We start from the raw sequence: 25,654 nt of genomic DNA, 5'->3' as shown, positions 1-25,654 counted from the left end.
TCAGCATGCCTTTCTTCAGAACCCGTGACAAAGGGCCCGGCAGTCGCCGGACCCTTTGTCACCTCTCCTGGGCAAGCCCCTTATGGCAGGAATTCGCGGGTATTGTAGTCAATGAGGTACTGCTCGTGGTCGGCATCCGTCGGGTACGCCTCGGGAGACGGCGGCGGATAATCGCTCATGCCGTGGAACGGCAGCGGCTCGACCTGATTGGAGGTGGTCAGGGTCTTGTACCACATGTCGGACTTGAACACCAACCCCCTGACCTGGCCCGGCTGCGGCGCGCCGGGCGACGGGAACGCCAGGTCGATCCGGTCGCCATGGCGCATGATGACGAACTTGTCGTCCCGCGTCGTCAAGAGGTCGCCCACTTCGCCGTACCGGGTGAAACTGCCGAAGGCAAGGCCCGACTCCAGGACCGGCAGATTCACGTCACTGGCAATGATCCTGCTGTGCAGCGTCCCCATGGTCTGTATCGCCGCCCCTCCCATCAGCAGGTTGCCGGAGACCGCCGCGATCTCCTGCAGGTTGATGGCGACGGGCGCCGAGTCGTCGAGCCTGAACCGGTCCACGACCCAGCGGGAGCCCTTGCGGATCCCCAGGTGGACCCTGATCCGGTGGTCGGAGCTTAAGAAGAGCCCGGAGAGGTCCACCACCATGGTCTTCAAGTCGCCCGCTATGGTCCCCATGGAGGTGACCTTCACCCAGTTCCCGTTCTGGTCCACCAGTTCCACGTAAGGCTGGATGGTGACCGCCGAGGTGTATTTCTTGACGCTGTAGACCGACCAGCCGTCGATCAGCAGCTTGGCGCTCCCGGGGCGCTGGATGGTGCCGAAATCCAGGGTGTAGTAATTCAGCCCGTTCAGGTCGATGGAGGCGGGGTTGTTGTCCAGTGCTGCCACCGCGGGGAGCACGTCGACACCGTTCTGGTCGGTTGCCGCAACCGGCACGATCGGGTCCTTGATGGTGTAGACCCTGAACGGATTGGCATAGCCGTAGTTATAGGTGTTCTCCGCGCCGGAAGTGACGATCCCGTATCCTTCCGGGTAATCCGCCACCAGGAGCTTCGCCTCGTCGACAAAGGCGATCTCCGGCAACGATTCGCGAAGCTTGACCCGATACATGCCGTCACTGTCCGCAACGAGCCGGTCGAGGCTGGCGTAGGCCGGCTGGTAGAGGTTGGTGTCCTTCTTGATGTTCGACGGCGGCAACCCGATGATCGGCCCCTGGAGGTCGGTGACATAGCTGTAGCTGCCGCCGTCGAAGGCAAAGACCAGCGGGCAGCTGCTGGCATAGCAGCTGTACGGGTCGTTGGTGTCACTGAAGGTGTTGGAAGCGGACCAGGCCGACTCCTTGGTCGTGGTCACCGCATCACGGGCCTTCACCCGCCAGGTGTGGGAGCTCCAGGCCCCGGACCAGAAGGAGAAGGTCGTGCCGCTCTGCCACGGTTTCTGCACGCCGTCGAGTTCCACCGCATACTCCACCGCATGGCCGTTGGGCGCAGTCACCATGCTCCAGGAGAGCGTGAGGTAGGTATCACTGCAGCCGCCATCGTAACTGCCGAGCGGCGTGATAACGGGAGACGGCAGGAATGGCTGCACCGTTACCGTGAAGCTCTGGGTCACGCTGCTGCCCGCCATGCTGGCGGACACCGTCACCGGATGGCTGCCGAGCTGGCTCGACGTCGGGGTCCAGTTGATGGTCCCCATGGCAGAGATGGTCATGCCCGTGGGGGCGGTAGTGAGGGCATAGGCGGGGACGCCGCCTGCCGGGTCCACCGCCACGGCCGGATAGGCGTAAGCGAGTTCCTCCCACGCCGAGACGACCGGTGTCGAGACGAAGAAGAGTTCGTGGTTCTCCGCCACAATCACCGTGAAGGTCTGGGTGCCCTGCCGCACGCCGTCGCTCACCCTGGCCGTGACGGAATTCCCGCCGACCTGGGAGGCCGCAGGGATCCAGGAGATGACCCCGCTCCCCGAGATGGCCATCCCGGCCGGTGCCGCGTCGAGGCTGTAGGTGAGCGGATAACCGTCGGGATTGTTCACGGCCAGGGCGTAACTGTAGGGTATCCCGCTCTTGGCAGCGGTGACGGCTGTAGAGGTGATGGTCGGGGCATGGCCCTGGCCGACGTTGATGGTATAGTTCTGGGGCGTTGCGGCTGCCCCGTCGCTGACGCTGACCGTAACCGGCACCGCAGCGGCCGGATCGACAGGGGTCCAGGTCACCAGTCCGGACGGAGAGACCACCATCCCGGCGGGCGCCGTGGTAAGGGCATAGGACAGGCTGTCGCCATCCGGGTCGGTGGCAACGATCTGGTAGCTGTAGAGCTGTCCGGCCGTAACCGTTGTGACCGCGCCGGAGGTGATGACCGGCGGGCGGTTCAGGTTGCCGACGGTGACGACGAAGCTCTGGTCGGTGCTCCGTGCGGCTGTGTCGGTTACCCGGACGGTCACGTTCCAGGAGCCGCCCTGGTTGAAATCAGGGGTCCAGCCGACCAGCCCGCCAGCGGAGATGGTCATGCCGGACGGCTTGGAGGCAAGGCTGTAGGTCAGGCTCCCGCCGCCGGTGGCGGTGGCGATGACGGCATAGCTGTATGCGCTCCCCTCGGTTGCAGTGACGGGCGGGGTGGAGGAGATCACCGGCGCATCGCTCGGCCCGACGGCGCAGGTCATGTCGCCGGAGAGGTAGGCCGGCGTCGTCACCGAGGCCTGGTTGCTGTAGGTGGAATAGGAGGCGCCACGGTAGGCCCGCAGGCGGTAGGCATAGCTGCTCTGCGGATCGATGCCGGTGGTGTCGATGAACGAGGTCACCCCGGCACCGACGCTCGCCAGTGGCGCCCAGTCGCCGTTCCAGAGCTGCCCCTCGATGGCGTACCCGTCTTCCCCGCCGGTGCCGTTCCAGTTGAGGCGGATGGAGACGGAGTTGATGGGGGTAGCTGCGAGCGCCGTGGGGGACTCCATGACCGTATAGGAGCAGGCCGTGTTGCTGTAGCCGCTCAGCCATGAATTCGTGGTGGTCTTGTAGCTGCGGACCCTGAAACAGTAGGTGGTTGCCGGTGCAAGACCGGTCCGGGCAAAGGTGGTTATCCCCGCCGCCACCCGCGCGACCTCGGCAAAGCTGGCGCACCCGCTGCCGCTGCAGCTTTCAATGGCGAAACCCGTCTCGTCGCCTGTCGTGTCGCTCCAGACCAGGTTGATCTGGGAGGTGGAGGAGGGCGATGCCGTCAGGGCCGTCGGTGCCTGGGGTGCCGGGGTAGTTGCTGAAGCCACCCCGCTGTAGGGCGAATCCCAGGCATAGGGGACGGTTCTCGTCGTCCTGACCCGGTAAGAATAGGCGGTGCCGGCTGCGACAGCGGTATCGGCATAGCTGGTGGCGGTCGTCGCAGTAACGGCTATCTCGCGGAAGTCGGTGCAGGCAGCACCGGTGCACCGCTCGATGCGGAAACCGGTCTTGCTCGTGTTGGTATCGCTCCAGGCAAGGTTCACCTGGGTGGTGTTGAACGGCACAGCCGTCAGGCCGGTCGGCGCGGCGATGCTCGTTGCTGCGCCGGCAACCTCGCTCAGGGTCTCCCAGCCGCAGGTTGCGGTCTTGTAATCCCGTACCCGATAGGAATAGCTGTTGCCCGCTACCACGCCTGCATCGGCATAACTGGTGCTGCCCGCAGCCAGGAGTGCGATGGTGACAAAGGAGCTGCAGCCGGAACCGGCGCAGCGCTCGATGGCGAAACCGGTTTCGTCGCTGGTCGGGTCGTTCCAGGCCAGGTCGATTCTCCCTTCCGACACCTCGCTGGCAGTGAGGGACGGAGTCGCGGGGGTAAGCGTCGTGACCTCCACCTCGCCGCTGTAGGGGGTATCGTACGGCACCACCGTGCTGGTCGCCCTGACCCGGTAGCGGTAAGTCACGCCGTTGCATGCCGTGGCATCGCGGTAACCGACCGCGTTGGCAGCGGCCACGGCTATCTGGGCAAAGTCGCTGCAGCCGCTCCCCAGGCAGCGCTCGATCTTGAAGCCGGTTTCGTCGACGGTGTTGTCGGCCCAGCCGAGCAGGGCCTCGGTGGTCGTGGCGGTTGCCGAAAGATTGGAGGGCGCACCCTGGGATGGGGTTGTCGCGGATACGACGGCGCTGTAGGGAGAATCCCAACCGAGCGTGCCGTTCGTCGCCCTGATCCGGTACTGGTAGGCGGTGGCGCTGACTACGGTCGCATCGGTCCACGTCGTGCTGTTGGCTGCCGACGTGGCGATCTCGGCAAAGTCAGCGCAGCCGGCACCGGTGCAGCGTTCGATCCGGAAACCGGTCTCGGATGCAACGGTATCCAGCCAGGTAAGGCTGATATGGGTGGAATTGAGCGGGGTCGCCTGTAGCGAACCGGGAGCCGCAACCGTGGTGTCGTTTTCGGCAATGGCGGTATAGCCGCTGTCCCAGCCGCAGGAGGCGGTCTTGTAGGTGCGGACCCGGTAGCGGTAATGGCTGTTGGGCGCAAGGCCGCTGTCGGCATAGCTGGTAAGGTTGGTGGCGGTCACCGCCACCTGGACGAAATCGGTACAGCCGGCGCCGAGGCAGCGCTCGATCTTGAACCCGGTTTCATCGCTGTTGGTGTCCGTCCAGGCGAGGTTGAGCTGAACCTCGGAGCTGCGCTGCACGGTCAGGCCGTACGGCAGTGCCGGAGCCGGCGGGGTCGCTGTTGCGGTGCTGCTATAGAGGCTGCTCCACGGAATCGTGGCATTGACCGCCTGCACCCGGTAGGTATAGGGAAGCTGGCTGCAGACCGCCGTATCGGCATAGCTCGCAGTGGCCGGGCCGGTGGTGGCCAGCAGGGCGAAATCGGAGCAGCCGCTCCCCTGGCACCGTTCGACCCGGACACCCGTTTCCGTGGTGGTCCGGTTGGTCCAGGTCAGGTTCAGCTGGGTGGTGTTGGCTGAGGTTGCCCCGAGGCCGGTCGGCACCAGGGGAACCGTGACGGCTGGCGCAGCGTTGCTGGTTGTGGTCCAGCCATAGGTGCCGGACTTGCTCCCCCGCACCTGGTAGGTGTAGGTGGTATTGGCTGCCAGGCCGCTGTCCTGGTAGCTGGTGACACTGGCGCCCAGGGTCGTGATCAAGGCAAAGGTGGTGCAGCCGCTGCCGGTGCAGCGGTCGACCTTGTAATTCGACTCGTCGCTCGTCGGATCGGTCCAGGAGAGGTTGACCCGCGTTTCGGAAATCGCGGTCGCCGTCAATACCGGAGCTGCCGGGGTCGGGGTGGTGACTGGGACTTCGCTGCTGTAATCGGACGTCCAGGTGGGTACCGTGGCCTTGACGGCCCGCAGCCGGTAGCGATAGGAGGTACCGCTGTAGACTGCCGTATCAGACCAGGAAACGGCATTGACAGCGGTGGTGGCGACGACGGCAAAATCGGTGCAGCTGCTGCCGCTGCAGCGTTCGATGGAGAAAGCAGTCTCCGAAGCGGTCCGGTCGGTCCAGGCCAGATTCACCTGGGTGGTATTGGCCGGGGTAGCCGTCAGGCCGGTCGGCCCGAGTATCGTAGTCGTCGCCTCGGCGACAGGAGTATAGGCGGTATACCAGCCGCAACCGGCGGTCTTGTAGGCCCTGACCTGATAGCGATAGAGGGTGTTCGGTGACAGGCCGGTGTTGGAGTAACTGACGACGTTGCTACCGACCGTCACCAACGAGGTGAAATCGGTGCAGTCGGCACCCGCACAGCGCTCGATGGCATAGCCGTTTTCGTCGTTGGAGATATCGGACCAGGCCAGGTTTACCTGCGTCTCTGAGGCGCGCGTCGCCGTCAGGGAGAATGTTTCGGTCTCGAACTTCAGGGCATCGATGTATGCCGTTCCCTGGGAGCCGCTGTCGGCAAAGCACCTGACCGACACCGTGCTGACCCCCGTCGGGATGGTGACGAGCTCGCTCAGCGCTACCCAGCCGGCGTTGTTATTGGCACTGCCGACGGCAATCCTGATCCCGGCGGAATCGAGACCACTGCCGAGTACGTCGCACTGGGCAGCCCCGGCAGTCAGGGCGGTATTGAGGTAACCGGAGAGGCGGTACTGCCGCCCCGCCACCACAGCGAGACTCTGGGCGCGACCGAGAAGGGTCCCGGTCGCCGCAAGTTTGAGGCTTTTGACGCCTTCAGAGGCAACGATCGCATCGAAGCTGGTGCCAGTAGTGGTGCCGACGGCAACGGTCCAGGAAGTCGTGGGGTTTTCGAAGCTGGCATCGGCCAGGAAGTTGGTGGGCAGCGGTGTCACGCCGACCGCCGTGAGGCTGTAGTCGCTCTGCCACGGCACCGACGTGTTCACGGCACGGACCCGATAGGAATAGACCTGGCCGCTGCAGACCGACATGTCGAGATAAGCAACACTACCGGCCGCTGCAACGGCGATCTGGGTGAAATCGCTGCACGCGCTACCCGAGCAGCGCTCCACAGCGAAGCCGGTCTCGCTGGCAGTGGTGTCGGTCCATGCCAGGTCGATCCGGGTGGTATTCACCCCCTTGGCAGTCAGGTTGGTCGGGCCGGAGATGGCGGTCACCGCGGTGGCAAGATTACTCGGCCGGCTCCAGCTGCAGGTGGCGGTCTTGAAGCCGGTGACACGGTAGGTATAGCTGGTGCCGGCGGTGAGGTTCAGGTCCGTATAGGCCAGGGTATTGGCCCCGAGTGTGCCGATGACGGCCAGGTTGATACAGCCGGTGCCGGTGCAACGCTCGATGCGGTAACCGCTTTCGTCGCTCCCCACGTCGGTCCATGTCAGCCTGATCCCCACCTCGGAATACGTGGTGGCCGTCAATACCGGGTCGACCGGGGCAGGCAGGGTGATCGTCACCGGGTTGGTGAAGGCGCTGAACCAGGGGACCGTGCCATTCACCGCCCGCACCTGGTAGCTGTAAGTGCTGCCGGCGCAGACGGTGGTGTCGGAATAGCTGGTCGTTCCCGCCCCGCGGGTGGTCACTTGCACAAAGCCGCTGCAGTCGATGCCCTGGCAACGCTCGACCTCGAAGCCGGTCTCCGTTGCCGTCCGGTCTGCCCAGTAGAAGTTTGCCTGGGTGGTACTGGCGGCAACGACCGTCGGTGATGCGGGGCCGAGCAGTGTGGTGACCGCCGTTGCCGTGGCACTGGTCATCTCCCAGCCGCACGAAGAGCTCTTGACCACCTTGATCCGGTAGCTATAGGAGGTGTCGGGCAGCAGAGAGGTATCGCTGTAGGCATAGGTGTTGGGCGAAAGTGAGGCGATCTCGGCAAAATCGGAGCAGCCGGCGCCGCTGCAGCGCTCCACCTTGAAGGCGGTCTCGTCGGTATTGGTATCACCCCAGGAAAGGGCGATCTGGGCCTCGGAGGTGCGGGTTGCCGACAGCGCTGTCGGCTGCTTCGGCGCCGGGGTTGCGGCGGCAACGACCACCGTCGAAGAGGGGGACTCCCAGCCGTCGCCGAAGGCAAAGACACGGTAGCTGAATATGCTGCCGGTGCAGGCTGACGTGTCCGCATAGGTCACGGCATTGGCGGCGGTGGTTGCCACCGGGGCGAAATCGCTGCAGCCCGCGCCGCCGCAACGCTCGACCCTGAAACCGGCCTCGCCCGTGGTCGTGTCGCCCCAGGCAAGATTGACCTGGGTCGTGTTGATCACCGTCGTGCTCGGCGATGCCGGCGCCGTCGGGGTCAGGGTCGTGGCAGACGTCTCGTTCCAGCGGGAGACAATACCGCCGGACTGGAAGGTCTGGATCCGGTAGCAGTAGGAAGAGCCGGAAGTCAGGCCGCTGTCGGTGTACGAGATTGCCGTTGGCCCCAGGGTGACCGGCGCTCCCCAGGGATTGGCATTGTCGGCCGAACAGGCACCGAGTTTCCGTTCGATGGTGTAGCCCGCCTTGACCAGGGAGCGGTCGGTCCAGCTGAGGGTGGCCGTGGCATACCCTGCCGTGGCGGCAAAGGGAGAAGGGACCGACGGCAGCGCGGTGTTGGGAGCGATCTTGTAGACCAGGTAGTCGGCATTGCCGGCGGCATTTTCGCTGTAGCCGGCCACGAACGCCTCGTCAAGAGAGTTGACCGCAATGGCCCCGGTCTCGTCGAACAGGCCGGCAGACCCGTTGTACAGGGTGGCGCCGACCAGGTTCCCCTGGAAATCGAACTTCACCGTCAGGCTGTCGGTGGAACCGCCGGTGTCCGTGTGGCCGGTCAGATAGATGTTACCGTTGGAATCGAGGGCAAGTGCCCGCGCCTCCTCGCTGCTGCCGGGCCGCAGGTAGGCCTTGTTCAAAAGGAGGTCGCCGGCCGCGCTGTAACGTGCGACGTGCATGTCCGCGTCGCCTGCCACTGTCAGCGAGGTGCCGGCCACGACGATCCGGGCATCGATCGGGTCCAGGGCAATGCCGGCCGCCTCGTCGTCGCCGTGGGCTGCCCCGTCGATGGCCCGCTGCCAGAGCTTCTCGGCCATCGCGTTGTTGCCGCGATACTTGATGGTGTAGATGTCACGGTTGCCGGCAACATTGGTCACGGAAGCGGCAACGTAGATATCCCCTGACGGGTCGACCAGGAGCCCTTTTCCCTTGTTGTCGCCCGTGGCGGTCACGCTGTAGATATCGCTCCAGACGATCGCCCCGCTCGTGCCGTTGTAGCGCGCGGTGAACAGATTGTAGGTGGCGCTTCCCGGCGCCTTCTCGCTGTAGCCGGTAACGTAGATGCTGCCATCCTGGGCAAAGGCGACCGCCGCCGGGATGTCGTCCCCGCCGCCGGGGCCGGCAAAGGGGGTGGCTGCCCAGGCCCTGGTGCCGTCAGCGCGGTACTTGAGCAGGTAGATGTCGTCGTTGCCGTCGGCGTTCTTGCCGTAACCGACCACGGCGGTGTTGCCGGAGGCATCGGTGGCGCTGGCAATGGCCACGGCACGGTCATCGGTGGCGCCGGAAGCCACGGGACCGTTGTACTGGTCGCTGGCCATGGCGGGCGGCCCGCCGGCAGGGTACTTGATGGTGAAAAGCGAATTGACATCGCCGCTATGGCCGTTGTAGAGCGTCGCATAGCCCGACACCGTCACCGCATTGGTCGCATCCGCAGCGATGCAGTTGGCAATGTCCGAGGCATTGGTCGGATCGTCGTATTGGGCCGACCAGAGCAGCGCCTTGTCAAGCCGGTTCAGTTTGACCGTATAGTAGTCGAAGGAGAGCGTGCCGGAGGTGTACCCCGGCGCAAAGGCATTGCTATAACCGGTGACGACCGGATTGTTGTCCCCCCCCACGGCAATGGCCGTGGCGTAATCGTCGCTGTTGGCGGCACTGTTGAAAAGATGGGTCCAGGCCGGCGGGGCAAAGGTGACAAAGGTGGTGACCGACTGAGCCACGTTGCTGTAGTGGGAACTGCCGTCGGCGGCATTGTAGGCCTTGACCCGGTAGTAATAGTAGACGTCCTGGACCAGGCCGCTGTCGGTATGGGTGGCGATCCCGGCACCGACGGTGGCGACCTGAGTAAAGGCCGTACAGTCGATGCCGGCGCAGCGCTCGATGGCAAAGCCGTCCTCGTTGGTGGAGTTGACGGTCCAGTCGAGCCGGATCGAGGTGGAGGAGACGGTCTGGGCGGTCAGCATGGTCGGCGGGTCGAGCAGGCCCGGATCGTACTTGATGGCATAATAGTCGAGACCGGTGGTGCCACTGTCAGACCAGCCCCCCACCAGGACCTCGCCAAGCGGGGAAAGCCCGGCCGGGGAAAGGCCGATCCCCACCGGGCGGTCGTTGGCGTCGGCCGTGCCGTTGAAACTGCTGCTCCAGAGCAGGTTGCCGTTGTCCTTCTTGTACTTGATGGTCATGAAATCGTAGTTGCCGTCCAGGACCTTGTAGCCGGTGACAAAGACATCGCCGGCCGGGTCGACGATGATGCCGGTGGGGGTGGTGATGTCGTCGCCGCCATTGCCGGAGTCAAAGACCTTTTCCCAGGCAACGCTCCCGGTACTCCCGTTGTAGCGAGCCGTAACGAAATCGTTGCGCCCGGTCAGGGTCCAGGTATAGCCAGTAATGTAGACCGAGCCCTGCCCATCCACATAGAGCCCGCTCGGCTCGTCGTCGAAGGCGCCGTTGTAAGTCCGCTGCCAGAGGGGGTTGCCGGTATCGCCGGCATACTTGGCCGTATGGATGTCCAGGTCGAGCTCATTCGCCGCATAGCCGGTGACGACCACGTTGCCGGCGCTGTCCATCTTCACGTACTTGCCGACACTCGGCCTGGTCCCGCCGACCGTGTAGCGCTGCTCCCAGAGCTTGGTGCCGCCAAAGTCGTATTTCAGGGTCAGGATGTCGAAGGCGGCGCCGTTCCACGACTGGCCGGTCACTGCCACGCCATTGCCGCCGGCGGCGATGGATGCCACCTTGTTGGCGCCGGGCGCGGTGCCGCGGTAGGTGGCCTGCCAGAGGGGCGTCCCGTCGGGATTGGGGCCGGCCGGCCCGTATTTGAGGATGAGGTAATCCTCGGAGCCGGAAGCGTTCTGGGTGTAGCCCCCTACGTAGACGTTGTCGAGGGCATCCACCGCAATCGACGTGCTGATGTCCTGTCCGTTTGCCGCCCCGTTGAAGCTGTGCTGCCAGAGGACCGCGCCGGTGGCGCCGTCGTACTTGATGGTCCGGATGTCGTTGTTGACGCCGTTCCAGGCATAGCCAGTGACGATGACGTTGTTGTCCGAATCGACCGCGACGGCGGTTGCCTGGTCGGCGCCGCCCGCCTTGTCGTAGAGCGCCCGCCAGAGAACGCCGCTGCCGTCGCCGGCCATCTTGACCGTCAGGAAGTCGTCGTTGGTGCTATTGGCCAGGTTCTGGTAGCCGGCAATGACGATGTTGCCGTTGCCGTCGACCACGGAAGCCCTCGCTTCCTGTTTCCCGGCCTGGTAATCGCCATGTTCCCAGATAATGTCCCCACCGGCACCAAAGGCGATGCAGGGCAACAGGAGCAGCAACGCCAGCAGGGAATTCCGGCAGAGCCTCAGAAGCTGGTCTGCTGTTCTGGCCTGGCGCTGCACGCCGTCTGGATGGAAATGACACGTCATCTGAACCCCTCCGCATATCTTCGGGAAACTCTCTGCTGTGCGCTTTCTCATGTCGGCTACCACGGCGTCACCTTGTTCCATGAGTTGTCGGGCCATGCCCCTGCCGGATGGCAGTTCACGCCCGCCTGCCCTTCACCCCGCGGGAAGCTGCCGCTGCCTGGGCCTTCAATGCCGTCGCCCGAGCCCCAGCCCGGCGTACCGCCCGACGCAACCCTGCCGCGATGCTTGGGATCGAGACAGTTGGTCACCATGAGCCGCGGCAGTCCGGTGTTGTGGGAGGTATGGCACTTGGAGCATGGATAGGAGTGTTCGGTGTTGGCGCCCCACCCTTTGACCGATTCGTGCACCCGGTCGATGCTCTTCCAGGCCTGGTTCTTGTTGGTCCCGTCCGTCAGGTTCTGCTTCAGGTGGCAGCGGAGGCAGAGGCCGGCAAAGGTGGCGTCGTCCTGGCTGATGCGGCCGCCGCCAAAGGTCCGCTGGTCGGTAAAGACATACGGTGTCGGCGGAACCCCCTGGTAGTTGGAGGTAACGGTCTGAGAGGCGTCCTCCTGGTAGGGGGAGGTCATCCAGGTCCCCTTCAGGAGCGGCACGCCGTAGGCCTGCCTGCTCCCCATGGTCGGGCTCACGCCGTGGGGGTCGTGGCACGGGGTGCAGAGGCCGTCGATGGCCCGCTCCGGGCTTTTCTCCAGCGGCGACGAGACATGCAGGTGCCCACCCTTGATCGGCATCACCTTGTAGGGATAGCGATCCATGAAGGGTGCCGTGGCCTGGCCGAAGCGGAGGGAATCCATGTACCCCTTGATGGGAGCGGTGGCACCGAAGGTGGACTGGTATCCCCATGGCGTACTGCCGCTCGACTGGGTCATGTGACAGTCGAAGCACTGGCCCGCGCCGGCGTTGTACGGGTTGACGCTCCCGCTGGTCAGATTGGCCGTGGCCATGTAGGACATGGCATAGCCGCCTTTGCCCGCCTGGGTCTCCTTCAGGTTGCCGCCGTTCTTGGTGCCGTTGAAGGTCGCATAGCTCGATGTGGTGCCGACCACCCGGGTGCCGTGGGAGTTGTGGCAGTCGAAGCAGGCGACGTTGGAGGAACCGGCGCGGGTGTTCGGGATCGTCGAATCGATACCGGTGGTGGTACTGAATCCGCCCTGGTTGGCAACGGCATTGCCATGGGCCGACAGCGCCTTGACCACGGCACTCTTGCCGTTGGTCGGGTATTTGCCCCAGGGGGTGGTCCCCTGCTGGGAATAGCGGGCCGCGATACTCTGCTTGTCCCAGGCGTACTGGCGGGGGGTCTTGCAGTCGCCGAACGGCTGGGTGTTGTTGTTCTGGTCGCTATGGCAGCTCAGACAGTGCGGGGTGATCTTTGCCACTTCCTTCCGCTCGGTGGAAACGATGCCGAAGCTGACATTGGCCGCCAGGAAGGAGATGGCCGTGGAATAGGGGCGGTACACGGTCGGCCGGGTGCCCGGTCCCCAGACCACCAGGTCGACCGGCGCGTTCTTCACCGTCGAATAGTTCCGGTAGTTATACCCCTGGTGATGGGTGACATCGATCAGCCCATCGGCGGTCGATTCCCAGTGACAGGTGTAGCACTGCCTGTTGGTCACCGTCGCCCCCTGGATGTGGTGGGAAGTGCCGGCAAACTGCCCCATGACGTCGGTCCGTTTGCCCAGGGTGCCGGTATGGCACTTGGTGCAGTCGCGCGGCAGGCCGAACACCGAGTGGCGCGGCACCGGCTTGTTCTGGTGGCAGGTGTTGCAGGGTTGGTTGTCAGCATGGCTGTCCGAGAAACGGTGCTCGTGGCAGCCGGTGCAGACCCTGCTGGAGTTGTGGCCGTCACCGCCGTCGGCGCGGTAGTGCTGGCTCCCTGCCGCATGGCAGACGTTGCAGATGCCGTTGTAGGGTGCGGTCATCTTGACGTAATCGAGCCCGCTCTGCTTCCGGGTGAAGACGACCGCGGCACGCGACTGGGGGATACCGATGGTGCCGTCGGTGGAGGTGGCCACCTGGGCCTGGACCATGAAGATGTTGCTGTCGCCATGGGGGTCGTGGCAGTCCCAGCAGAACTTGCCCCCCTTCCAGATCCCGTTCCCCTGGTACTCCCGGTAGTGCTTGTAGCCGAAGTGCACCGACGAGGCCTTTGCCTTCTGCGGTTTGATGAAGCCGGTCCCCGGATCGAAACCGACCGTGTATTTGTAGGGGTTGTTTTCCGGCGGCGTGTGGCAGCTGGTGCACTTGTTGCCGCTGTCCTCGTCGTGGCACTTCAGACAGACCCCCATCATGATGTACTGGTTCCTGACGTCATCCTTCTGCGCGCTCGTCCAGAACCCGGCCCCGGACTTGTGCAGGCGGGCATCGGTATCATGGCAGGATGGAGCCATGCAGCCCGACTGGTAGTTGGTGCCGCCATGCATGGCGAGCACGGTTGCATCCGCGAGCTGGGGTGCAAGAGACTCCGTGGCATTGTGGCAGCCGAGACATTCGGCATCCTCACCGCTCATGTGGCAGTAGACGCATTCCTTCTCGAAGCGGTTGGCGAACTGGGTGTGCTTGCGCAGGCGGAACGGATTGGTGGCGTCATTGTGGAAGACGTTGTTGTCGTGGCAGTACCAGCAGGGGTTGCCGGGGAAATTCGCCGCCGGGTTGCCGCTGGCAGGATAGGGACCTGCCGACGTCGGCCGGCCATGTCCGGTGGTCACCCATTCGGTGAGATTGATGGTCGCCTTGGTGCCGGCAAAGATGGAGAAGCTGTCCACTTCGGAGCTGGTGCTGGCATGGCAGGAAAGGCAGACCACCTGGCTGTTCACCGACCCCCCCCAGATCGGGTCGTTGCCGGCAGTATGGCAGACGGTGTTCCGGCAGGTCTTGGTCACGGCGTCGTACGACCCGCCATCCTTGAAAACCACATCCTTGGTCTTGTTCACGTGGTAGGCTGCATTGATATGGGCTACCTCGCTCATCTGGCCGGGCGGAATCCCCTCGGTATGGCAGTCGGTGCAGATGCCGTTGAGCACGGTGGCAGCATGGCAGTGATCGCAGGTAAAGTTCGTTTCCGTATGGCGGGCATGGGAGTTCGCCCGTGCCGTTCCCGGACCCTGGTTCGGGAACATGGGGATCGAGGCCTTCCATTCCTGCCCTGACGGCCAGGCCGTCTTCACGGTCCAGATGTTGCCGTTGGTATCGGTCCTGCCGTCGTGGCAGCCAACATTGGAGCAGCTGCCGCTGGGGTGGCCGTGGCAGGAGTTGCAGTCGGTCTTCCGCTCGGTCCAGGCAAACGGCTTGACCAGGTCGGGGTCGGTGGTGCCGTCGCTGTGGCAGTAGACATTGTCGCAGACCTTGGTCGCCGGATCGTAGGAGGGTGCGGGCCGCCCCACGATGCTCCACTGGGGCGCCATCACCACCTCGCGCGTGCCGTTGACGTGCTTCGCCTTGACCACCTCGCCGTCGGCAACGATCTTGCCGTAGGAATCGGTCACCGCGGCGACCGTCGCGTTGTGGCAGTAGGTGCAGGGATATTTCCTGACCCACTGCGCCCCCACCAGCCGCGCATGGCCGTTGGAAGTCATGTTGATGAACGGGGTGCAGACCCCGGCCGACGCATCCCAGGTGCCGCCGATGGAGGCGCAGTCGAGCGGGGTATTGTCGCTGGTCTTTCCCTTGTGGCAGAAGTAGCAGCGGGAAGCCGGTCCGGACCAGCGGGGGGCAACCATGGGGCCGCCGCCGGCGCCGTTGCTGTGGCAGTAGAGATTGGAGCAGACACCGTCGCGCGTCGGGTTCCGGCTCGGCAGGAAGTTCGGATAGGCCACGTTCCCCGAGTATGTGCCAAAGGTGTTGGGGGCGGTGGTGAAACGGACATCCAGGCCGCGCTTGCCGGCTTCGAGGGCATGCCCCTGTGGAGAAGCCTCAGCCGTATGGTCGGGGTGGCACTTGTTGCAACTGGCAGTGCCCGTGCCGTAATACTGGCCATGCTTTCTCCCGTGGCGGTCGCTGTCGGGAGGGGATGCATGGCAGGTGGAGCAGTCGCTTCCAGCAAGGGGCGCACTTCCCCAGGTAGGGGATGGAGACTCGAAGTGGCAGTTCACGCTTGCACAACTGCTCAAGGTTGGGACAGGGGACTGGGGAAGCGGCGTGGAGTAGGAACCATACCGGCCGGCATGGGGAGAAGCGTTGATATTGGAGGCGAGCTGGATCTTGCCATCCCGGTGATTTGACGTATATCCCGAGCTGCCGGGGTGGCACGGCTCGCAGCCGGACGGACTGTTGCCGGAAGGCATATGGCTGCGGTGATTCCCCTGAAATCCGCCGGTCCAGATGTCGCGGGTCGGGGCATCAACGGGTCGCGAATCGACCGTGTTCCGTGTTCCATGGCAGTCAAAACACTGGATTTCCGCCTGCGCTATTCCCGGTACGCAGCAGAGGGACACAACCAGCAAAAACCCCATGAATCCTTGCAGCAGCCTACTCTTATCCCGTACACGCATGCTCATTACCACTCCTTGTCGATACGCATGGTGAAACAAGCCGCACCTGTGCGCGAAACCGGCACCGGCAGCCTGCTGGCCAGATCTTCAGATAGCGCAACATCCCTCAAGCAACCCTGAAGGCACTCCTCTCATGAAAAGAGGAGAAAGTTGATCGCATGTGCATATTGCAACATATATTCCTTTTAATATTAGAGTTTTTATTAAATTTTCGTGCGGATTTCGACGGATACCAGGATATGCCCGTCACACAAAGGGCTTGCGCGCAGGGGATGGACCGGCGGGGACAGGAAAACTGCGGGTTGTTGTGAGGGCTACAGAAAGGGCATGCGGAAAGGGAAACGAAAAGAGAGCATCCACCCGCTTCGCAGGCGGTCACGAAGCGGGCTGAGCGGGATGACGGCAAAGCGGCCGGGTGTCCGGCAGCAGCAGTGCGGACAGGGGTTCAGTGCGCCTCGGTCCGGTCTGCCGCAACCGGCTCGAATTTATAGCCGACCCCGTAAACGGAGCAGATCAGCTCGGTCTCGGGGCTGGCGATGGCGATCTTTTTGCGCAGTTTCTTGATATGGCTGTCGATGGTACGGTCGGCCACTACCCGCTCGTCGTGGTAGATCCGGTCCATGAGCTGCTGGCGACCGAAGATCCGACCGGGGTTGGCAACGAGAAACTGCAGGAGCTTGAACTCCACTGCGGTCAGCTCCAGGTCCCGGCCGTTCAGGATTGCCTGGTAGCGGCTCTCGTCCAGGGTCAACCCCTCGGCCCGGATCGTCGTGCCGCCACCGGTCCGGCGCATGACCGCCTTGACCCGCGCCACGACCTCGCGGGGGCTGAACGGCTTGCAGATGTAGTCGTCGGCCCCCAGCTCCAGACCGAGCAGCCGGTCGATCTCCTCGACCCTGGCCGTGGTCATGATGACCGGCACCGAGGAGAATGACCGGATACCCTTGCAGACCTCCAGGCCATCGGTTCCGGGCAGCATCAGATCGAGGAGGATCAGGTCCGGCTTCTGTTCGCGCACCCAGACAACCACGGAAGAACCGTCCGAGATGCTGTGTGTTCTGAATCCCGCCTGCCGCAGGTAATCCGACAGGACCGTTGCCAGTTTTTCCTCGTCTTCCACGATCAGAATGGTTCCCTGCATGGTCATGCTCCTTGCTGCGAAAAGGTGATCCGTATCCAGAGCCCTCCCAGGGGTGACTGCTGGGCGGTGATGCTCCCGTTGTGGGCCTCGACGATGTTGCGACAGATTGCCATGCCGAGCCCGGCACCGCCAGTGGAGCGGTTTCGCGACGACTCGACCCGGTAGAGGCGGTCGAACAGCCTGTCCAGTTCTGAAAGAGGCACACCGGGGGCAGAGTCCTGGAAATCGATCAGCACCGCCCCCTTCTCCCGCTGCACCTGGACGCGCAGCTTCCCCCCCTCTTCCGTGTACTTCAAGGTATTGTCCAGCAGGTTGTTGAAAAGCTGGTGCAGGCGCGCCGCATCGCCGAAGATCATCGTCTGCCCCGCTTCCGGCAACCCCGTGGAAAACCTGATCCCCTTGTCCCGGAATTTCTCGCCATAGGTGGCCAGGTCTTCGGCAAGCAGTTGCCCCAGGTCGACGACCTCCTTCTTGTAGGTCAGCGCACCCAGGTCGGACATGGACAACTGGTAGAGGTCGTCCACCAGCCGGCCCAGGCGCATGACCTCGCCGTGCAGCGAATGGATCGAGTCGGGTGTCGCCTGCCGGACGCCGTCCAGAAGCGCTTCCACCTCGCTCCGCAGGACCGAAAGGGGGGTCCGCAGCTCATGGGAGATGTCGGCCACCCATTGCCGGCGGGCCTGCTCGTTCTTTTCCAGGGTCAGGGCAAGGGCATTGAAATCGGCGGCAAGCCGCCCCAACTCGTCGGTGGAGGTAACCGGAACCCGCGCGGAGAACTCGCCCGCGGTCAGCCGATACGTAGCCTGGGCCAGGTCCCGAAGCGGTTGCACCAGCCGCCTGGTGAGCAAGAACGACAGCCCGGTAGCCACCACGACGATGATCCCGGCCACCAGGATAAAGGCGACCTGCAGTTCCTTCAGGAAACGGCGCTCGGGAGGGGCGGAAAGCTTGGTGAGCGGCACGAGCCCGAGATAGCCGACCACCCGGTTGTTGTGGCGCAGGGGGGTCGCTTCGTAGTCGGCGGGGAGTTGCACCTCTCCCAACAGAACCCGCTTCTTCGCGTCCAGAAGATAGAGGCGGTGGATGAACTGCCCAGCCACATGAGGGGGCAACGGCTTGACGGGGGGGGTACCGGGATGGCGGACGCCATCCGGTGCAGGTCTGTCATCCAGCTGCCCATGCTCCGGCAGATCATCTCGGGGCGGTCCCTCGTCGGGAAGCGCCGACATGACGAACGTGCGCCATCGTTCCTGGTCGGCGACCACGAAATTCCAGCTCCGGCCCTCGCCGTATCCCTGTTCGAGCTTTGCCGCCAATCGGGTCACCCAGTTTTTTTCCACGCTGTTCACATAGCGGAGAAACCCCCGGCTGACGTTCCACTGCATGATAAGCACCATGCTGACCACAGCCAGGCCCGCGGCCATCAGAATCGCCAGGAACAGCCTATGGGTTATGCCGATCTTCATGTGCACCTCTGAACCATATTTCCGACCCCAATGCTCGTTTTAGTTTTACCACAGATGTCCGGCAAGCAGGCAAGCAGGCTTTTGCAATTCCACGCATTTCCTCATTTTTTCCTCTTTTCCTGCACAATCGCCTGTTATTCGGTTTACGTGCAGAAACGGTTCTTTTTCGCCCTGGCGGTGTCAATCTTCGGGATTCCTTGTGCGGCGTAGCGTGGCTCAAGCCTCCGCGCAATCCCTTGATTTCCTTGCCAGGACAAAAAATCCCTCGTTTCCGATCTGCAACACAGTTGTCCGGTTTCTAAGGAACCACGACGAAAAAAGGAGACAGATCCATGCGCATCACCTCGAACATCACCGCAGACAACGCCGTCTACTATATCCAGCAGGCACGGGAGCAACTGGACGCCACTCAGGAGAAGATCGCCTCGGAACGCAACATCAACAGGCCCAGCGACGACCCGATCTCGACCCGCACCCTCCTCGACCTGGACGACAAGATCAACAGCATCGACCAGTACACCACCAACATCACCAAGTCGACGACCTGGCTGGAGGTGTCCAGCACCGCCCTGACCGGGATGGCCGACATACTGGCCCAGGCAAAGGAACTGGTGGCGACCATCAACAGCGGCAGCACCGATGCTTCGGATCGCCAGAACGTAAACGACCAGCTGGAAACCCTGAAGAAGCAGATCGTCGACATGGGGAATACCCAGTTGGGAGACCAGTACATCTTCGGCGGATTCGACAATTCGGCTGCCCCGTTCAGCAACAGCTCCAACGATTATGCGGGGGACGGCAGCCAGATCGTGGTCGACATCTCCCAGTCGTCGTCCCAGGCGATCAACATCACTGGCGACCGGCTGCTGAAAGGGACCGGCACGGACCCCAGCTATGGCACTACCGATATCCTGCAGGCCTTTGACGACCTGATGGCGGCTGTCGGCGACAGTACCCACGAAAGCGATCCGGCGGCTATCCAGGCAGGTGCCCAGGCCCTTGAAGCAGGCGCCGAGCAGATCACCAACGCCCAGGTCGATGTCGCATCGCGGTTGACCAGGCTCGAAAGCATGACCAACCTGCACACGAGCATGAAGAATTCCCTGCAGACCATTGCCGGCACCATCCAGAACGCCGACATTGCAAAACTGGGAGTGGAACTGTCGCTGCAGCAGACCGCCTTCGAGGCGACGCTTTCCGCAACGGCTAAGATATCGGACCTGTCGCTCCTCGATTACCTGTAGCAGGTTGTTGAAAACGAAGTTTCAGCGCAGCTAAAAACGGCCATCTCGCCGCCGTCCTCGAAAGCCGCCTTGTGCGGCGTAGCGCTGTTTATGCCCTGTGGGTACTACGCCTCCGCGGGGCTTTCTGCGGGTGCAACGATCTGACCGTTTTTGAACAACCTGAGTTTTTCAACAACCTGTAGAGGCGCTTGGCGAAAGGGATTGGGCAATTCCTCAATTCCTTCGTATTTCCTCCATACTCATCGAGTATCCCTATTACAAAAGGACCCCAGAATGGGGTGCCGGATAACTCGAGAAGGGAGAACACCCATGAGAAGAAGAGTGAGTATAGCAATCGCGGTGATGGCCGCGATGATCGGCGGCGGGGCAGGTGCCGCCCTGGCGGGCCATGGTCCGCCAGGCGACTTCGGCGGGCCGCCGCCGGGAGCGGAGAGAGGTCCAGGGCATTTTTTCGAGCGGATGGCAAAGATCCTCAGACTGAGCGACGCGCAGAAAGGGAAGATTCAGACCATTCTGAATGCTGAACAGGAGCAGGGCACGGCACTGCGCGACAGGCTGCACGAAAACCGGAAAAAGCTGATGCAGGCTGGCGAGGCGACAACCTTCGACGAAGCGGCGACACGGAAGATTGCCATGGCACAGGGACAACTGGAAGCCGAGCTCACCCTGTCCCGAATCAGAACACAGAGCCGGATCAATGCCGTCCTGACGGACGATCAGCGTGAATTACTCAAAGAGCTGCGGCCTCCGGGGCCTGAACATCGGCCCGCGCCCGAGCAGTGGAATCCCCAACCTCCGGGAAACCCACCTGCCGAGTAGGCGGATACTTCATCCGCACGGTGCCGCTCAGACGATATAGGCTGGCCGGGGCATGGAGCCCCCCAATTCTCAAAGGAGGTGCTTATGATCAGCAGTATTGGTAGTGCAGCCATGTATCGTCCCGATCCACAGGAGTTCTTCAAGAAGGTGGACAGCGACGGCAGCGGCGAGGTTTCGCAGGCGGAACTGAAGACCCTGGCGGAAAAGATCCAGGAAAAGACGGGGCAGACCATCGACGCAAGCGATGAAGCCGTCGCAGGCTATGACAGCGACGGCAGCGGTTCGCTGAGCGCGGAAGAGCTGAAGGCCGTCATGGAAAACAGCGGCTTCTCGGCGCCAAAGGGGATGGAGGGGATGGCCCCCCCACCGCCGCCGCCACCGCAACAGGCGGCAAGCTCCTATGAAGCCAACGCGAACAGCGCGGACGAGGACACCCTCGCCAACCTGATCGACACCCTGAACACGCTGCTGGAAAAACTGAGTACCCTTGCCGGCCGCGATTCGTCGGACGACAGTTCCGAGTCGAGCTCCGTTGCGGGGAGCCTTGTCCAGTCATCCATGGCCAAAACGGATGGGTTCTTCAACGAAGTCGACAGCGACGAGAGCGGCGGCATCTCGCAGGACGAACTGAAGACCCTGTCCGAAAACCTCTCCCAGATGACCGGCCAGACCCTGGATGTCAGCGACGACGCCTTTTCCAGCTATGACACCGACGGAGACGGCTCCCTGAGTGCCGAAGAGCTGAAGACGGCAATGGAAAAAAACGGCTTCAAACCGCCGCCCCCACCACCGGGCAGCACGGATGGCACGACCGCAAGCGACACCGACACCTCGGTCCTTGCGGACCAGATCGCAGAACTGCAGAGCCTGCTGCAAAACCTGGCCCAGTATTCCTCGTCAGGCAGCTCAACCACGAGCTCGCTTTTGAGCATAACGTCCTGATCGAGAGCATCTTCGACGCAGAGAACGAAACAGGCTGTCCGGACGGGCGGGCAGCCTGTTTCCAATCGTCACGGGCCATTGACAACGGTTTTCAGACAGGAGGATCACCATGATAACCAGCGTAACATCGACGACATCCTCAACCGCATCCTCATCCATGAAGGAAGCGACCGGGCTGGACAAGGACGATTTCCTCAAACTGTTCATCGAACAGCTCAAGAACCAGGACCCGCTCGACCCCCAGGACAGCAGCGAATTCATCGCCCAGCTCGCCCAGCTGACCCAGGTGGAGCAGGCCTACAACACCACGACTGCCCTGCAGAACCTGCTGGCAGCCCAAAACAACAGCAGCAGCCTGTCATCCGTCTCCTTCATCGGCAAGTCGATTACGGCAAATGGCGACGGCATCTCGTTCGATGGCTCTTCGGCAGCGGAGCTCCAGTACAATCTCAAAGGGGCGGCCAACTCTGTGACCATCACCATCTCCGACGCCTCGGGCGCTGCCGTCAGGACCGTCACCCAGTCCGGGCTGGAAGCAGGGGACCATTCCTATACCTGGGACGGAAAAAACAATTCCGGGGAACCGGTTTCGGCCGGGGCATACACCTTCGCCGTTTCCGCCAGCTCCTCCAGTGGCGTCGACGTGACCGCATCAACGTATACCACCGGGCTCGTGGACGGCGTGTCGCTTTCCGACGACACCCCTGCCCTCACCCTGGGCGCGGTATCGGTCCCGCTCACGGACGTCATCAGCATAAAGGCCCTGTAGCCCCGATCCGCCCGGTGTTCCGGGTTGACGCGGCATGACACCCCAATGACTGGAGGTCCCATGGAAATCAGCAATATGGCTGAAAAGATGTTTTCAGCCCTCACTTCTCAGCAGGATACACGCACCTCGCTCTCCTCGACCATGCTGTCGAGCGCCATAACCCTCCTGCAGAATGAGAAATATACCCAGTCGGTTCAGGCGTTCAGGGCAGCCATCGCCTACGACCCCCAATCGACCGATGCCTACAACTACCTCGCCACCGCCTATCTCAAGCTGGGGAAGAACAAGGAGGCGATCGAGGCCTACAAGACCTCGCTGGCCGTCGACAACACCCAGGCGGAAACCCATGTCAACCTGGCCAACATCTACATGGAGCAGAACCAGAACACCGAGGCGGAAAAGGAATACAAGGCGGCAATAAGCGCCGACCCGAGCGAGGAGCTGGCCTCCTATTCCTACGGCCTCTTCCTGCTGAAGAACGACCGGGCCGCCGAAGCGGCCACCCAGTTCAAGAATGCCGCCAGGCTCTCCCCCAACGACGGCAACATCTATTACGGCCTCGGCTGCGCCTACAACAAACTCGGCCAGTACAGCGATGCCGTCACTCAACTGGAAAAGGCGACGAGCCTGCGTGATGAGTTCTACGACGCCTACTACGAGCTGGGAAACGCCTATGTGGGGCTCGGCAAGACCGACGAGGTGCAGCAGCAGATCAACATCCTCAAGGATGCCGATACCGCAGAGACCGATGTGGATGCGGAGGCGCTCGAAGAGGCGATCCGGCAGCCGAAGATGACCGGCGTCGTCAGCTCGGGTACCACCCTGTCGACGGTATTCATGGGCGCCACCCCCCTCTACCTCCTCGACACGGAGCTTGCCAACCCGAACTCATCCAAGGACTTCACCATCCAGTTCCAGTTCGACAGCGACATGGATGTAGCCTCGGTTATGAACATCACCAACTGGTCCATCACCAAGGCCACGGGAGGGGTGGAGGGAAGCTACAACAACGGCGTCTACCTCTCCGACCAGAACGACGTGACCCTCTCCCCGATCCCGAAGAGCGTCATGTACGATGCGACCACCCAGCGCGCCACCATCACCTTCACACTGAGCCAGAACGCCGAAGGGGATGCGACCATCGACCCGGCGCATCTCGTTTTCAAGTTCATGGGCAAAGACGATACCGGCAAGGTTCTCGACTCCAGCGCCGACGAATACGACGGATTTGCGGGAGAGACGTTCTGAGCCACGCAGAAAAGGAGAGTATCATGAAAGCTTCCGGAGAAACGCCGGTCGATCGCCGTCTGTCGCCGCCGATACCCATGCGGGCGCTGGGAATCTTCGCAGGGGAAATGAGCCGCGAAGCCGCCGAGTTGCACGGCCTGGAAGAAGGAAAAGGGATCGTCGTGACAGGCATGCTCGGCAGCCATCTGAAGAGTCCGGCAGCCAAGGCAGGGGTCAAGGTCGGCGACATCATCTGTGAAATAAACGGTATCCCCGTTACCTCGCCGGGAGCCATGAAGCGGTATCTCTCCTCGTACACCATCGATGTGCCGATCGGCATCCTGCTCCGACACAAGGATATCTGGCGGTTTCTGACGGTCCGCCTCAATCGGAGCACCTTTACCCGGCGGCGCTCCTTTTCCGGGCTGTGCGATCCGGTCTTTCAATCCCGGCGTCTGTAAGGCCCGCTTGCCGGGAACGCACGACCGGCGTGGCCATACGCCGGCACCCTTTTCAGGGCATTTCATTCCACTACTAGGTGAACCTCATGCCAGAACACGAAATCGGCCGGACACCGGCTGAGAACGAAAACGTGCTGCACGCCCTCGGAATGATCATCGCCGAAGCGGACAAGAAACGCCGGGACTGGAACGGCCTGGCAGCGCCGGGGGTCGTGGTGCTGGGGGCGCGGTTCGGCTGCGCAGCGACAAAATCGGGCATCGAATCCGGCGATGTGATCTCCATGGTCGACGGCGAACCGATCACGTCGCTTTCCGACCTCAGCAAGGCACTGGCAGACCGCGACCCTGGCAAGCCGGTCACCATGCTGGTCTGGTGCCACAGGATATCCCAGTTCATGCTGCTCCGCCTCAGCGAGGATTCATCGCAGGTGTCGCAACAGGCGCTCTTCGGGGAACCGGAACTGGCCGGACGCAGCAGCACGACCTGAAGGCAGAGCACCGGCCATCGACCTCGAAAGTGAAGAGTGTGGAACAGACAACGGAACCCGATGCAACAGACCATGTTGCCTTTGTCAGGCTGGGCGAAACGCTCCTCAAGCTCAACCGGCTGGAGGATGCGGAAAAGGTCCTGCGCCAGGCATTGATACTCAAATCCGACTACGCCGCGACCTACAACAACCTGGGGATTGTCCTGCACAACCTCGGCAGGCTCACTGAGGCCGAAAAGGCGTACCGGCACGCCGTAACCCTGCAGTCCGACTTTGCCATGGCCCACAACAACCTGGGCGCGGCGCTGCAGAACCTCGGCAGGCTCGACGAGGCGGAACGGGAACATCGTCGCGCCATGGCGCTTAGGCCCGACTTCGCCGAAGCGTACAACAATCTCGGCAGCACCCTCAAGGAGCTCGGCCGGCTGGACGAGGCGAGAAACGCCTGCATCAGGGCCCTGGCCATCAAGCCGGGTTACGTGGAGGCACGCTGCAACCTCGGCGTCATCAGCGAAGAGCTCGGCCTGTTCGACCAGGCAGCCACCCATTTCCGGGCAACGCTCGCCCTCTGCCCGAACTATCTCTTCGCCCTCTGGAGCCTGGCGCTGCTCAATCTCCGCCAGGGCAATCTGCAGCAAGGCTGGAAATGGTACGAGCTGCGGCTGAAGATCGAGAAGGACAGCCACGCGCGGTTGCAGGTCCCCGGATTCGACGGCGCAGAACTGCACGACAGGCGCATCCTTGTCTATGCGGAACAGGGGGTGGGAGAAGAGATCATGTTCACCTCCTGCCTCCGGGAGATCTGCGACGCAACGGATCACTGCATCCTGGAATGCGATGCCCGCCTGGTGCCGCTGTTCGCCCGCTCCTTTCCGGCCGTCACGGTCATCCCCCAGACCGAGCTGGACGGCGAACCCCTGCAACAGGTGCTCCCCCCGCTCGACTACAAGCTCCCTCTCGCCTCGCTCCCCCGCCACTTCAGGAATGCCTTCAGCGACTTCAACGGCCACGGTCCCTGGCTGACCCCCTGCCGGAAGGCGGTGGACAGATGGAAGAGCCGCTATGCAGCGCTCGGGCCGGGCCTGAAGGTCGGCATCTCCTGGCGCGGCGGCCTGCGGGCCGGTTCCAGCCGCATCCGCTCGACAGAGCTTCTCCAGTGGCAGGACGTGCTCACGACGCCCCATGTCCATTTCGTCAATCTCCAGTATGGCGACTGCCAGAAGGAGCTGGACAACATCCGCGACCGGCTGGGGATCACCATCCACGACTGGGACGACGCCGATCCCCTGCGCAACCTGGACGACTTTGCCGCCCAGGTTGCCGCCCTCGACCTGGTTATTTCCGTCGACAACTCCACGGTACATATGGCAGGTGGTCTGGGAATACCGGTCTGGTGCCTTTTGGCATACGTGCCCAACTGGCGCTGGATGCTTGAACGGGACGATTCTCCCTGGTATCCCGGCATGAAGCTGGTGCGGCAGCGCGCTCACGGCGACTGGCCCCACCTCTTCGGCCGCGTCGCCAAGGACCTGAACCGCCTCACGACCATCATGAAGCCCCACCAGGCGCTCGGCGGGGATATGCGGACAATCGGCAGCGTCGTTGCCAACTGA

Annotated in this window: 12 protein-coding genes; 8 read left to right on the top strand and 4 right to left on the bottom strand. The window is 62.9% G+C overall.

Translation table 11 applies throughout. From position 1 onward, the window contains the following. Positions 1–80: 80 nt before the first annotated feature. The 4 genes from GJT30_09915 to GJT30_09900 all read right to left on the bottom strand — a co-directional run bounded on the left by GJT30_09915 (position 81) and on the right by GJT30_09900 (position 18,091). On the bottom strand, positions 81–11,000 hold the full coding sequence (locus GJT30_09915) for a hypothetical protein (GenBank protein MSM39920.1): 10,920 nt from the start codon (positions 10,998–11,000) through the stop codon (positions 81–83). 56 nt (positions 11,001–11,056) lie between these two features. Continuing rightward, on the bottom strand, positions 11,057–15,445 hold the full coding sequence (locus GJT30_09910; GenBank protein MSM39919.1) for a CxxxxCH/CxxCH domain-containing protein: 4,389 nt from the start codon (positions 15,443–15,445) through the stop codon (positions 11,057–11,059). A 484-nt stretch (positions 15,446–15,929) separates the two neighbouring features. Beyond that, entirely contained in the window at positions 15,930–16,625 is a 696-nt protein-coding gene (locus tag GJT30_09905; protein MSM39918.1) for a response regulator, read from the bottom strand. A gap of 2 nt (positions 16,626–16,627) precedes the next feature. Then, positions 16,628–18,091, bottom strand: coding sequence for a HAMP domain-containing protein (locus GJT30_09900; GenBank protein MSM39917.1), 1,464 nt, complete (start codon positions 18,089–18,091; stop codon positions 16,628–16,630). A gap of 332 nt (positions 18,092–18,423) precedes the next feature. On the opposite strand from GJT30_09900, the gene flgL reads away from it, so the two are divergent. The 8 genes from flgL to GJT30_09860 all read left to right on the top strand — a co-directional run bounded on the left by flgL (position 18,424) and on the right by GJT30_09860 (position 25,654). Then, positions 18,424–19,335 (top strand): flagellar hook-associated protein 3, encoded by a 912-nt coding sequence (flgL, locus tag GJT30_09895; GenBank protein ID MSM39916.1) that lies wholly within the window; start codon positions 18,424–18,426, stop codon positions 19,333–19,335. Positions 19,336–19,608: 273 nt separating this feature from the next. Continuing rightward, entirely contained in the window at positions 19,609–20,154 is a 546-nt protein-coding gene (locus GJT30_09890) for a periplasmic heavy metal sensor (GenBank protein MSM39915.1), read from the top strand. Positions 20,155–20,238: 84 nt separating this feature from the next. After that, positions 20,239–21,096 carry a hypothetical protein gene (locus tag GJT30_09885; GenBank protein ID MSM39914.1) on the top strand — a complete coding sequence of 286 codons (858 nt, stop codon included), beginning with the start codon at positions 20,239–20,241 and terminating at the stop codon, positions 21,094–21,096. Positions 21,097–21,205: 109 nt separating this feature from the next. After that, positions 21,206–21,865 (top strand): flagellar hook assembly protein FlgD, encoded by a 660-nt coding sequence (locus GJT30_09880; GenBank protein ID MSM39913.1) that lies wholly within the window; start codon positions 21,206–21,208, stop codon positions 21,863–21,865. 45 nt (positions 21,866–21,910) lie between these two features. Next, complete coding sequence (locus tag GJT30_09875; GenBank protein MSM39912.1) at positions 21,911–23,113, top strand: tetratricopeptide repeat protein; 1,203 nt, start codon at positions 21,911–21,913, stop codon at positions 23,111–23,113. Between the two features lie 23 nt (positions 23,114–23,136). Further along, on the top strand, positions 23,137–23,553 hold the full coding sequence (locus GJT30_09870; protein MSM39911.1) for a PDZ domain-containing protein: 417 nt from the start codon (positions 23,137–23,139) through the stop codon (positions 23,551–23,553). 86 nt (positions 23,554–23,639) lie between these two features. Continuing rightward, on the top strand, positions 23,640–24,041 hold the full coding sequence (locus GJT30_09865; protein MSM39910.1) for a PDZ domain-containing protein: 402 nt from the start codon (positions 23,640–23,642) through the stop codon (positions 24,039–24,041). Continuing rightward, positions 23,816–25,654 (top strand): tetratricopeptide repeat protein, encoded by a 1,839-nt coding sequence (locus tag GJT30_09860; protein MSM39909.1) that lies wholly within the window; start codon positions 23,816–23,818, stop codon positions 25,652–25,654. Before GJT30_09865 ends, GJT30_09860 begins: the two co-directional genes overlap by 226 nt.

It is taken from the genome of Geobacter sp. (assembly GCA_009684525.1).
GTDB lineage: Bacteria > Desulfobacterota > Desulfuromonadia > Geobacterales > DSM-12255 > Geoanaerobacter.
The sequence above is the reverse complement of the archived record's forward strand: the minus strand, read 5'-3'. Positions and strand labels throughout refer to the sequence as shown.

Coding starts and splice junctions, on each gene's coding strand:
- GJT30_09890 (MSM39915.1), top strand. CDS start 19,609: ATGGGGTGCCGGATAACTCGAGAAGGGAGAACACCCATGAGAAGAAGA.
- GJT30_09885 (MSM39914.1), top strand. CDS start 20,239: ATGATCAGCAGTATTGGTAGTGCAGCCATGTATCGTCCCGATCCACAG.
- GJT30_09865 (MSM39910.1), top strand. CDS start 23,640: ATGCCAGAACACGAAATCGGCCGGACACCGGCTGAGAACGAAAACGTG.
- GJT30_09880 (MSM39913.1), top strand. CDS start 21,206: ATGATAACCAGCGTAACATCGACGACATCCTCAACCGCATCCTCATCC.
- GJT30_09915 (MSM39920.1), bottom strand. CDS start 11,000: ATGACGTGTCATTTCCATCCAGACGGCGTGCAGCGCCAGGCCAGAACA.
- GJT30_09870 (MSM39911.1), top strand. CDS start 23,137: ATGAAAGCTTCCGGAGAAACGCCGGTCGATCGCCGTCTGTCGCCGCCG.
- GJT30_09900 (MSM39917.1), bottom strand. CDS start 18,091: ATGAAGATCGGCATAACCCATAGGCTGTTCCTGGCGATTCTGATGGCC.
- GJT30_09910 (MSM39919.1), bottom strand. CDS start 15,445: ATGGGGTTTTTGCTGGTTGTGTCCCTCTGCTGCGTACCGGGAATAGCG.
- flgL (MSM39916.1), top strand. CDS start 18,424: ATGCGCATCACCTCGAACATCACCGCAGACAACGCCGTCTACTATATC.
- GJT30_09905 (MSM39918.1), bottom strand. CDS start 16,625: ATGCAGGGAACCATTCTGATCGTGGAAGACGAGGAAAAACTGGCAACG.
- GJT30_09875 (MSM39912.1), top strand. CDS start 21,911: ATGACTGGAGGTCCCATGGAAATCAGCAATATGGCTGAAAAGATGTTT.